The organism is Hymenobacter endophyticus, from assembly GCF_032464715.1.
GTDB lineage: Bacteria > Bacteroidota > Bacteroidia > Cytophagales > Hymenobacteraceae > Hymenobacter > Hymenobacter endophyticus.
In genome coordinates this window covers 42,201-53,645 of the sequence record NZ_JAWDJT010000009.1, presented here as the reverse complement: position 1 = coordinate 53,645, position 11,445 = coordinate 42,201, and the positions used below count along the sequence as shown (strand labels likewise).

General features: G+C 61.3%; 9 protein-coding genes. All 9 read left to right on the top strand.

What is annotated here, in order from left to right:
* Nucleotides 1–115: 115 nt before the first annotated feature.
* Nucleotides 116–424 (top strand): cupin domain-containing protein, encoded by a 309-nt coding sequence (locus tag ROI90_RS13950; protein WP_315998967.1) that lies wholly within the window; start codon nt 116–118, stop codon nt 422–424.
* Between the two features lie 25 nt (nt 425–449).
* Nucleotides 450–2,627 carry a pectate lyase gene (gene pelA, locus ROI90_RS13945; RefSeq protein ID WP_315998966.1) on the top strand — a complete coding sequence of 726 codons (2,178 nt, stop codon included), beginning with the start codon at nt 450–452 and terminating at the stop codon, nt 2,625–2,627.
* An 11-nt stretch (nt 2,628–2,638) separates the two neighbouring features.
* Entirely contained in the window at nt 2,639–4,162 is a 1,524-nt protein-coding gene (locus tag ROI90_RS13940; protein WP_315998965.1) for a tagaturonate reductase, read from the top strand.
* A gap of 114 nt (nt 4,163–4,276) precedes the next feature.
* The gene (locus tag ROI90_RS13935) at nt 4,277–5,932 is read left to right on the top strand and encodes a UxaA family hydrolase (RefSeq protein ID WP_315998964.1); all 1,656 of its coding nucleotides are present in this window, start codon (nt 4,277–4,279) and stop codon (nt 5,930–5,932) included.
* A 181-nt stretch (nt 5,933–6,113) separates the two neighbouring features.
* Entirely contained in the window at nt 6,114–7,544 is a 1,431-nt protein-coding gene (gene uxaC, locus ROI90_RS13930) for a glucuronate isomerase (protein ID WP_315998963.1), read from the top strand.
* A 154-nt stretch (nt 7,545–7,698) separates the two neighbouring features.
* On the top strand, nt 7,699–8,709 hold the full coding sequence (locus ROI90_RS13925; protein WP_315998962.1) for a sugar kinase: 1,011 nt from the start codon (nt 7,699–7,701) through the stop codon (nt 8,707–8,709).
* A gap of 79 nt (nt 8,710–8,788) precedes the next feature.
* A complete protein-coding gene (locus ROI90_RS13920) occupies nt 8,789–9,457 on the top strand; it encodes a beta/alpha barrel domain-containing protein (RefSeq protein WP_315998961.1) in 669 nt (222 codons plus the stop codon).
* Nucleotides 9,458–9,537: 80 nt separating this feature from the next.
* Nucleotides 9,538–10,896: an MFS transporter gene (locus tag ROI90_RS13915; RefSeq protein WP_315998960.1), complete on the top strand. Its 1,359-nt coding sequence runs from the start codon at nt 9,538–9,540 to the stop codon at nt 10,894–10,896.
* A gap of 20 nt (nt 10,897–10,916) precedes the next feature.
* Complete coding sequence (locus ROI90_RS13910) at nt 10,917–11,393, top strand: nuclear transport factor 2 family protein (RefSeq protein WP_315998959.1); 477 nt, start codon at nt 10,917–10,919, stop codon at nt 11,391–11,393.
* The last annotated feature ends 52 nt before the right edge of the window (nt 11,394–11,445 follow it).

Sequence of the window (11,445 nt, the reverse complement as noted above, 5' to 3'; positions counted from 1 at the left end):
CGGAGCGGTTGTCGGTTGAATTGCCACCGCAGCATCAGCACGCGAGATGCTTCGGCTGCGCCTCTGCACGACGTTCTTTTATCTCATCACAATTTCCCTCCTCACCCCAACTACCATGAACAACGAAACCTGGCTTACTGTGGGCGAAGGGGTACAACGGCAGGTGCTGACCCACGGGCCGGACCTGATGCTGGTGAAAGTGCGCTTTGAAACCGGCGGCATCGGGGCGTTGCACCAGCACGTGCACAGCCAGATTACCTACGTGGAAAGCGGGGTGTTCCGGTGCACGGTGGGGGAGGAGGAAGTGGTGCTGCGGGCCGGCCAGACGTTCTATGCCGCGCCCCTGGTGTGGCACGGCGTGGAGTGCCTGGAAGCCGGCGTGCTGCTGGATTCCTTCAGCCCGATGCGGGAAGATTTTGTGTAAACGCGGCGGCTGACGCCTACTGTCTATGAAACGAATACTGACTTTGCTGTTCCTGCTGGTGGGGGTTGGGGAAATGGGAATCTTATCGGCCCAAGCCCAGCAGGTAACGGTGGCAGCGGATGGTTCGGGCCAGTTCCGGACCATCCAGGCCGCCATCAACAGCCTCCCCGACGAGGCCGGCAAGCCCCGCACCATCTACATCAAAAATGGCACCTATCACGAGAAGGTGTACCTGGATAACAAGCAGAACCTCACGCTGAATGGCCAGAGTGAAAAGGGCGTAGTGCTGACCTACAGTCAGGCCCGTGACGCCTGGCGTTGCGACCCGGCCGGGAGTACTGACGATTGGGGCGCGGCCACGCTGAACATGCGCAACTCGCCCGACATCACGCTGGAAAACCTGACGGTGCTAAACCCCTACGGTTTCGAGGCTGCTGGCGACGTGCTCATTCCCTGCCCCCAGGAAGCCAGAGGGCAGCGCAAGGTTAGCAAAACGGGCCACCAGTTTGCCCTGCGCACCATGCCCGGTACCACCCGCCTCACCGTGAAGCACTGCACTTTCCGCGCCCTGGGTGGCGACACCGTGAGCCCCTGGGATATGGACGCGGGCGTGTACTATTTCCAGGATTGCACCATGGAAGGCGGGGTGGATTTCTACTGCCCCCGAGGCTGGGCCTACGCCGAAAACTGCCTGTTCATCTGCCACAATCCCAACGCCGCCATCTGGCACGATGGCACCGGGGACGAGGACCAGAAAACGGTGCTGAAAAACTGTCGTTTCGAGGGCGACCCGAACTTCAAGCTGGGCCGCTTCCACCGAGAGTCTCAGTTCTATTTGCTCAACTGCCGCTTCTCCAAGGAAATGGCCGATGCTGACATCTACTGGGCCCAATCGGGGCCCGGAGCCAAGCAGTGGGGCCGCCGGGTATATTACTCCAACTGCCACCGGGAAGGCGGCGACTATGCCTGGTTCAAGGACAATCTGAGCACGGCCAAAGGCAGCCCCAAAGCCCGGCAGATTACCGCCGACTGGACATTTGGGGGCCGGTGGTACCCAAAGTCGAAGAAGCCGGCCACGGTGGCGCTGAAGCCATCTAACCTGAACAAAGACCTGTTTACGGCTCTGCCTCGGCAAACCATTGTATCGGCGGAAACCAGCGCAGCGGCTCCGCTGCCAGTGGTAGCGGCCGGGGCCGTAGCTCCCACCACGCCGGTGCAGGATTCGGTGGCTGAACGGATGCTGGTGTACCAGCGCGCCGTAGGTGGCTGGCCCAAAATGGTGAACGAGGTGAAGGTGAAGTACGACCACCCGCTGACGGCCGCTGAACGGGCCGCTGCCCGTGCCGCCACTCCGAAGTCGGACGCCACCATCGATAACGAGGCCACCACCCGCGAAATCCGCCACTTGGTAGCCACTTTCCGCAGCACCCAAAACCCGGCCTACAAAGCCGCCGCCGAGAAAGGCATCCGCTACCTGCTGCAGATGCAGTACCCCAACGGCGGCTTCCCGCAGTATTACCCCGACCTGGGCAGCTACCGCCACCTGATTACCTACAACGACGACGCCATGGTGCGGGCCCTGCTGGTGCTGCGCGACATGGCCCGGGGCGCCAACGGCTTCTCGGTGCTGGATGCCGGCCTCACGGAACCCGCCAGCCAGGCCGTGGCAAAAGGCATTGACTGCATGCTGAAAACCCAGTACGTGCAGAACGGCCGGCTCACGGCCTGGTGCGCCCAGCACGACGAGAAAACCCTGCTGCCGGCCAAGGCCCGCGCCTTCGAGCTGGCCTCGCTCAGCGGCATGGAAACCGTGAACATCGTGCGCTTTCTGATGGACACGGAAAACCCCACGCCGGCCATTAAAAAATCAATTGAAGCGGCGGTGGCCTGGCTGCAGGCGGTGAAGCTCACGGGCTACGCCATCAAAGACGTGCCCGACCCCAAACTGCCCAAGGGCTTCGACCGAATCATCGTGCCCGAGGCCGGCTCCGTCATCTGGGCCCGCTTCTACGACCTCACCACCAACCGGCCCATTTACGTGGGCCGCGACTCCCGGCCGCACGCTGCCCTGGCGGACATTGAATATGAGCGCCGCACCGGCTATGCCTATGCCGGTACCTGGCCCGAAAAACTGCTCAGCCGCGACTATCCGCGCTGGCAACAAAAATGGAACTCTGCAGCCCCGGCTGCGCCCAAGCAATAACGGTTTTTCTCATGCCGCAACTATCCACTCCACTACTTTCCCAGGCACCCACCGGGAATGTACGTTTCCCCTCCGCTGAGCTGCTGGCGCTGCCCGAAAAGGTGCTGCAATTTGGCACCGGCGTGCTACTACGTGGCCTGCCCGATTACCTCATCGATAAAGCCAACCGCCAGGGCGTCTTTAACGGCCGCATTGTGGTAGTGAAGAGCACCGACGGCGGCGACATCGACGCTTTCCGCCGCCAAGACGGTTTGTACACGCTCGGTATTCGGGGCATTGAAGACGGCCGCGAGGTGTCCGAAAATGTGGTGTGCTCGGCTATCAGTCGGGTGCTGTCGGCCAAAAGCCAGTGGGCTGATATCCTGGCCTGCGCCGCCAACCCCGAGTTGACGGTGGTAATTTCCAACACCACCGAAGTCGGCATTCAACTGGTATCCGACGACATCACGCAGTGGCCGCCCCAGTCGTTTCCCGGCAAGCTGCTGGCGTTTCTGCTGGCCCGCTACCGCGCATTTTCGGGGGATAAATCCAAGGGGTTGGTGATTGTGCCTACCGAGCTGATTCCGGATAACGGGACCAAGCTGGAAAGTATTCTGCTGGAGCAGGCCCACCGCAACGGCCTCGATGCTGAGTTCATCGACTGGCTGGAAACCGCCAACCAGGTGTGCAACTCCCTGGTGGACCGCATCGTGCCCGGCCGCCCCGATGCCAGCACGCAAGCCGCATTAGAGGCTGAGCTAGGCTACGAAGATGAGTTGCTGACCATGTCGGAAGTGTACACGCTGTGGGCCATTGAGGGCGATGCGCGGGTGAAAAGCGTGCTGAGTTTTGAGCAGGCCGACGCCGGCGTAATCGTGCAGCCCGACATCAACCTGTTCCGGGAATTGAAGCTGCGCCTACTTAACGGCACCCACACGCTCAGCTGTGGACTGGCCTTTCTGGCTGGTTTGCCTACAGTGCGCGAGGCCATGGACGATGCCGATGTAGCCAGCTTCGTTCATAACCTCATGCTGGGTGATTTGCTGCCGGGCATTCCGTACGCAGTGGACGAAAAAGTGGGCCAGCGTTTCGGGATGCAGGTACTGGACCGGTTCCGCAACCCGGCCATTGAGCACCGCTGGCTATCCATCAGCATGAACTATACGGCTAAGCTGCAGATGCGCAATGTGCCTTCGCTGCTGCACTACTACCGCAAGCTGCGCGCCGTGCCGCACTATATGGCCCTGGGTTTTGCCGCCTACCTGCGCTTTATGCGCGCCGAGCGGGAAGAGCAAGGCGTGTGGTACGGGGAGGTAAACGGCCAGCAGTATCCCATTCAGGACGAGAAAGCCAGCTACTACGCCGGCCTCTGGCAGCGCCTGGAACCCGCCGAGCTAACCCGCACCGTGCTGCACAATCAAGCCCTCTGGGGCCACGATTTGCTGGCCCTGCCAGGTTTTGCCGACTGCGTAACCCGTTATCTGGAGCAGCTGCTGGAGCAAGGCGCCCGCGCCACCGTCGCCCAGGCCCTCAACCGCAAGCCGGTGGCGGTGTAGAGACGCGACACTTCGCGTCTTCTCGTTGAACGGCAACTGCTGAATACCCCCGAACGGCGCGAGCACTAAGACGCGAAGTGTCGCGTCTCTACGACGTTCTTATTTACCTCGAAAATGAAACACCTGGTAGCCAAAATTCACCCCGACGATAACGTGCTGGTTGCCCTCCAGGATTTGCCTATCGGCACGCCCGTAACCTGGGAAGGCACCACCGTTACTACTACCACCCGCATACCGGCCAAGCACAAGCTGGCCCTGCAGTTTCTGGCTCCCGGCGACCCGGTGCACATGTACGGGGTGCTGGTGGGTAAAGCCGCCGCCGCCATTGAAACCGGCGGCCTGCTCACCACCGCCAACATCCGCCACGCCACCGACAGCTACGACGAGCACCAGCAGCGCCGCCTAGAGTGGCCCATGCCCGACGTGAGCCAATGGCAGGAGCGCACTTTCATGGGTTACCACCGCGCCGATGGCAGCGTGGGAACGGCCAACTACTGGCTGGTTATTCCGCTGGTGTTCTGCGAGAACCGCAATATTCAGGTGCTGGAAGAAGCATTGGTAAATGACCTGGGCTACGCCCGCCGCAAAAGCTACCAGCCCCAAACCCAAGAGCTGATTTCGTTGATGCAAGCTGGCAAATCGGTGGAGGAAATTCTGGCCACTGATCTGCACTCCGCCGAAAACGGCCAGCACAAACCCCGCCTGTTCCCGAATGTGGATGGTATCCGGTTCCTCACCCACGATGGTGGCTGCGGCGGTATCCGGCAGGATGCCCAAACCCTGTGCGGATTGCTGGCCGGCTACATCACCCACCCCAACGTGGCCGGGGCCACTGTGCTGAGCCTGGGCTGCCAGAACGCGCAGGTGAGCATGTTGCAGGACGAAATCAACAAGCGCAGCCCCCACGGTTTTCAAAAGCCCCTCTACATCCTGGAGCAGCAAAAAATTGGCACCGAGGAAGCCCTGGTAAGCACGGCCCTGCGCCAGACGTTTGCCGGCCTGATGCTGGCCAACCAGCAAACCCGCCAGCCGGCCCCGCTCAGCAAGCTCTGCATTGGGCTGGAGTGCGGCGGCTCCGACGGCTTCTCGGGTATTTCGGCCAACCCTGCGGTGGGCCACGTGTCCGATCTGCTGGTGGCTCTGGGCGGCTCCGTTATCCTGGCCGAATTTCCCGAGTTGTGCGGGGTGGAGCAGGAACTGGTGGACCGCTCGGTGGATACGGCCACGGCTGAGCGGTTTAGCTCCCTCATGAAAGCCTACGGCGACTCGGCCGTGGCCGTGGGCTCGGGCTTCGATATGAACCCTTCGCCGGGCAACATCCGGGACGGACTGATTACCGACGCCATGAAATCGGCCGGCGCGGCTCGCAAGGGCGGTTCCTCGCCGGTAGTGGCCGTGCTCGATTATCCCGAGCCCGTAACCCAGCCCGGCCTCAACCTGCTCTGCACTCCCGGCAACGACGTGGAATCGACGACGGCGGAAGTGGGCTCGGGCGCGACGGTGGTGCTGTTTACTACCGGCCTGGGCACGCCCACTGGCAACCCCATTGCCCCGGTGGTCAAAATCAGCAGCAACACGGCCCTGGCCCAGCGCATGCCCGATATCATCGACCTGAATACCGGCACCGTCATCGACGGGGAGGAAACCATTGAACAAGCCGGCGCCCGCATCCTCGACTACGTGGTGCGCGTGGCCAGCGGGGAAGAAGTCGCCGCCGTGCGCCACGGCCAAACCGACTTTATTCCGTGGAAACGCGGGGTTTCATTGTAAACAACAAGGCTTGCGCACAGCCGCAAAGCCATCTTTCCAGTTCCCGACTACCGGCATCGTTTGCGTAGAAAAACTTGCCTGGCGCCGCTAAAAACTGCCCGTTCTGGTTTCAGTCCGAATACCTTTACCAATCCCGCCACCCACCATTTTGCGGGTCCCGCCTACTTCATTCGAATCGATTATGAAGCCCTTCCTCAACGACGATTTTCTGCTGCAAACCGCCACGGCCCGCACGCTCTACCACGAGTATGCCCGGCAGATGCCCATCATCGACTACCATAACCACCTGCTGCCCGACCAGATTGCCGAGGATAAGCAGTTTGAAACGATTACCCAGGTGTGGCTCTACGGCGACCATTACAAGTGGCGGGCCATGCGCACCAACGGCATCCCGGAGTGCTACATCACCGGCGACGCCTCTGACTGGGAGAAGTTTGAGAAATGGGCCGAAACTGTTCCCCAGACCGTGCGCAACCCGCTCTACCACTGGACGCACCTGGAGCTGCAGCGCTACTTCGGCATCACGGAGCTGCTGAACCCTAGTAGTGCCCGCCGCATTTTCGACCAGTGCAACGCCCTGCTGCAAACCCCCGAGTACTCGGTGCAGAACCTGTTGCGCAAGATGAACGTGGAGGCCCTCTGCACCACCGACGACCCTTCCGACTCGCTGGAGCACCACCGCGCTTTGCAAGCCAGTGACTTCGAAATTCAGGTGCTGCCCACGTTCCGGCCCGACAAGGCCATGGCCGCGGAGGACGCCGCCACCTACAACGCCTACCTGGATAAGTTGGGCCAGTCGGCGGCCGTGGATATCCAGACGTACCATGACTTGGTAACGGCCCTGCGCCTGCGCCACGACTACTTTGCGGCCCTGGGCTGCCGGCTCTCCGACCACGGCCTGGAGCAAATTTACGCGGCACCGTACACCGATTCGGAAATCAACGACATCTTCCGCAAGGTGAGAAGTGGCGCGGAGCTGACGGAAGGGGAGGTGCTGCAGTTCAAGTCGGCCCTGCTGATTTTGCTGGCCGAAATGGACTGGGAAAAGGGCTGGACCCAGCAGTTTCATTTGGGCGCGCTGCGCAACAACAACGCCCGCATGCTGCGCCAGCTCGGCCCCGATACCGGCTGGGACTCCATTGGCGACTTTTCCCAAGGACGCGCCCTTTCCAGCTTCCTGAATCGGTTGGATTCGCAGGATAAGCTGGCTAAAACTATCCTCTATAACCTGAACCCCGCCGACAACGAACTAATGGCCACCATGGTGGGCAACTTCAACGACGGCTCGGTGGCCGGCAAAGTGCAGTTCGGCTCTGGCTGGTGGTTCCTTGACCAGAAGGATGGGATGGAAAAGCAACTCAACGCTCTGAGCAACATGGGCCTGCTGAGCCGCTTTGTGGGCATGCTCACCGACTCGCGCAGCTTCCTCTCGTACCCCCGCCACGAGTATTTCCGCCGCGTACTCTGCAACCTCTTCGGGAATGACGTGGAGAATGGGGAACTGCCCGCTGATATGGAACTGCTGGGTGGCGTTGTGCAGAATATCTGCCACGGCAACGCCAAAGCTTACTTCGGTTTCGAGAAGGTAGTGGCTGAAGCTGCTGCAGTGTAAGAACGTTCCGGTTCGGCGGCTGCAAGCCGTCGGGCCGGTTTGCGCCTGATTCCTTCGTCCAAGGACGTAACAACGTCAGCCCACGACGACCGTCCCGACGGCTTGCAGCCGCCGGACCGGAGCAACGCCCTCCCAATCCCCAGCATCTCCCAACATGAAGCAAGTCGTCACCTTTGGTGAAATCATGATGCGGTTGTCGCCGCCGTTGCAGAACCGCTTGTCGCAGGCCAGCTCGCTGGATATTACCTACGGCGGCGGCGACGCCAACGTGGCCGCCGGGCTGGCCTACCTGGGCGTGCCGGCCGCCCACGCAGGCTGTTTCCCCGATAACGCCGTAGGTCAGGCCGCCGCCCAGCACTTTCGGGGCCACGGCGTGGATATGCAGCACTGCGTTTTTCGGGGCCAGCGGCTGGGCTTGTACTTCCTGGAAGTAGGTGCTTCGCTGCGGGCCAGCCGCATTGTGTACGACCGGTACGACTCGGCCTTTGCCAACCTGCAGCCGGAGTGGTTTAACTGGGACGAAGTGTTCCGGAACGCTCAATGGCTGCACTGGACGGGCATTACGCCCGCCATTTCGGCCACGGCCGCCCAGGCTACCAAGGAGGCCATTGCCGCCGCCCGCCGCCTCGGCCTCACCGTGTCGGCCGACGTGAACTACCGCCGCAACCTATGGCAGTATGGGCAGCGCGCCCAGGATGTAATGCCCGAGTTGGTAGCCGGTTGCGACTTAGTGGTGTGCACGGAAGGCGACGCCGAGGACCTATTCGGCATCAAGCCCGAGGCAGGAGCTGAAAACAGCTTTGTATCCATGAGCCAGCAGCTGATGGTGCGGTTTCCGCAGATCAGGCAGGTTATTGCCACCCGCCGCAACACCCAAAGCGCTTCTCATGAGCGAATTCGGGGTATTGCTTACAGTGGCGGGGAGTACTTTGAAACCGAGGACTTCGACATCAACCCCGTGGTGGACCGCATTGGGGGCGGCGACTCCTTTATTTCCGGCTTCATCTACGGTCAGTTGACTTACCCCACGGTTCAGCAGGCTCTCACGTTTGCCACCGCCGCCTCGGCCCTCAAGCACACCATTCCCGGCGACATCAATCTGGTAACGGCCGCCGAGGTGGAGCACATTGTAGCCGGCAACACTACCGGCCGCCTACTCAGATAGTTGCTGGTTGTCAGTTGTCAGTGGATTGATTCGCTGGCAACTGACAACCAGCAACTAACAACTAATAACCAACTGCAAAATGCCCCGCTTCTCCTCCGAACATATTCTCGAAACCGTGCTGCGCTACCCGGTAGTACCGGTATTCTTCCACGCTGATGCCGCCTACGCCAAGCGGATTCTGGATGCGTGCTATGCCGGCGGGCTGCGGGTGTTTGAGTTTACCAATCGGGGCGCCAATGCCTTCGAGGTTTTCTCGGAGCTGGTAGCGCATGTGCAGGCCAACTGCCCCGATATGGTGCTGGGCATTGGTACCATTTACACGGCGGAGGACGCCAACCGCTTCATCCGGGCTGGGGCCGATTTTGTGGTGCAGCCCTGCCTCACGGAGGAGGTGGCCGAGGTCTGCCGCCGCCACAATACGCCTTGGCTGCCCGGCACCATGACGGTTTCAGAAGTGTACCAGGCGACTCGGTTGGGTGCGGCCGTGGTGAAAATCTTCCCCGGCAACGTGCTCGGTCCGGGCTTCATCCGGAGCCTGCGCGGGCCGATGCCGAGCGTGCCGCTGATGGTAACCGGCGGCGTGGAGCCGACCGATGCCAGTCTGCGCGAGTGGTTCGGGGCCGGCGTGAACGTGGTGGGCATGGGCTCCCAGCTCTTCAAGAACCCCGATGATACCGAGGCCCTGAGCCGGCAGATTGCCGACTTGCTGGCCTCTGCTCAAACCGCCACATCACCCCTGTCATCCTGAGCAGCGCCAGCCGGTTGCCCCAACGGCCGGCTGTTCCAAATTTCCTTACCAGTATCAGCCCCCGAATTCCCATGAGTGCCATGATACAGACTTCCGCCGCCGCGCCCCCGGCCGCTGCGCCGGCCACCGGCCTCGGCCGGTACCGCTGGACGATTTGCGGGCTGGTGTTTTTCGCCACCACCGTCAACTACCTCGACCGGGCCGTTATTTCCCTACTGAAGCCCTACCTCGAAGTCGAGTTTAAGTGGAACGCGGGTGACTACGCCAACATCGAAATTGCCTTCAAGCTGGCGTATTCGCTGGGTATGCTGGGCGTGGGGCGGGTTATTGACAAGCTCGGGACTAAAATCGGCTACGCGCTGTCTACTTTTTTGTGGAGTCTGGCCGCCATTGGGCACGCGTTTGTGAGCAGCACCATTGGGTTTTCGGTGGCGCGGGCGTTTCTGGGGGTTACGGAGGCCGGCAACTTTCCGGCGGCCATCAAAACCACGGCCGAGTGGTTTCCGCAGAAGGAGCGGGCCCTGGCCACCGGCATCTTCAACTCGGGCTCCAACGTGGGGGCCATCATTGCCCCGCTCACGGTGCCGCTCATTGCCGAAACTATTGGCTGGAAGTGGGCTTTTGTGATTACCGGGGCGTTGGGGTTTGTGTGGCTGGCCTTGTGGTTCTGGCTGTATGAAGTGCCCGCCCGTCAGGCCCGCCTCACCAAGGCCGAGTTTGACTACATCCATAGCGACGTGGACGACCAGGCCGCCGCCGCCATTACCACCGAGCCTAAGGTGTCGTGGTTTAAGCTGCTCACCTTCCGCCAGACCTGGGCTTTCGTGCTGGGTAAGTTTCTCACCGACCCGGTGTGGTGGTTTTACCTGTTCTGGCTCCCCGATTTCCTCAGCAAGCAGTACGGCCTCAAGGGTACCGATATTGCTTTGCCCGTGGCCATGGTGTACATGCTCTCGAGCGTGGGCAGCGTGGGCGGCGGCTGGATTCCGCTCAACTTTATTAAGCGCGGCTGGGCCCCGTTCCGGGCCCGCAAAACCAGCATGTTGCTCATTGCCCTGTGCGTGTTCCCGATTGTGTTTGCCCAGCAGCTGGGGCAGGTGAATATGTGGCTGGCGGTGCTGGTTATCGGGGTTGCGGCGGCGGCGCACCAGGCCTGGAGCGCCAACATCTTCACCACCGTGTCGGACATGTTCCCCAAGAAAGCCGTGGCCTCGGTCACGGGCATCGGGGGTATGGCCGGGGGCTTCGGCGGTATTGTGCTGTCGGCCCTGGTGCAGAAGCGCATGTTTGTGTACTACGAAAGCATCGGGCAGCTCGATAAGGCCTATTTCATCATGTTCTGGATTTGCGGCGGGGCCTACCTGCTGGCCTGGGTGCTGATGCACTTTCTGGCCCCCCGCATGAAGCGTATTGACCTCGACGCGGCCCCCACGGCCTAAACTTCCTCTCTTTTTGAGCTATGAAAAAGCTAATGTTATTGCTGGCCCTGCTGGGGCTGGCCGGGCCGTTCCATGCCTTCGCCCAGGCCACCAAACAAGACCAGGCCGCCGCCAAGGAAGTGGAGCTGCTGGAGCGGCAGCGCTTCGATGCCCAGGTGAAAAAGGATTACGCCGTGCTGGAAAAGGTGTTTGCCGACGACCTGGTGTACACGCACTCCAACGGTAAGCAGAACAACAAGCAGGAGTATATCCAGAGTATCCGCGACGGCAAAAGCCAGTACGACAAGATTGAAGTAGAAGCCCTGACCGTGCGCGCCTACCACGACGGCCGCACCGCCGTGGTCAACGGCACCATCACCATCACCCTGCCCAACAAGCCCGACGGAACCCCTAACCTCGCTCACCTCAAGTACGTGGTGGTACAAATCAAAGACCCCAAAAAAGGCTGGCAGGTAGTGCTCTGGCAAAGTCAGAAGCAGCCCGACGCCAAGAGCTGACGAGTTGCCCGGTCCGGTGGCTGCAAGCCGTCGGGCTGGTTGCCGCAAGCTG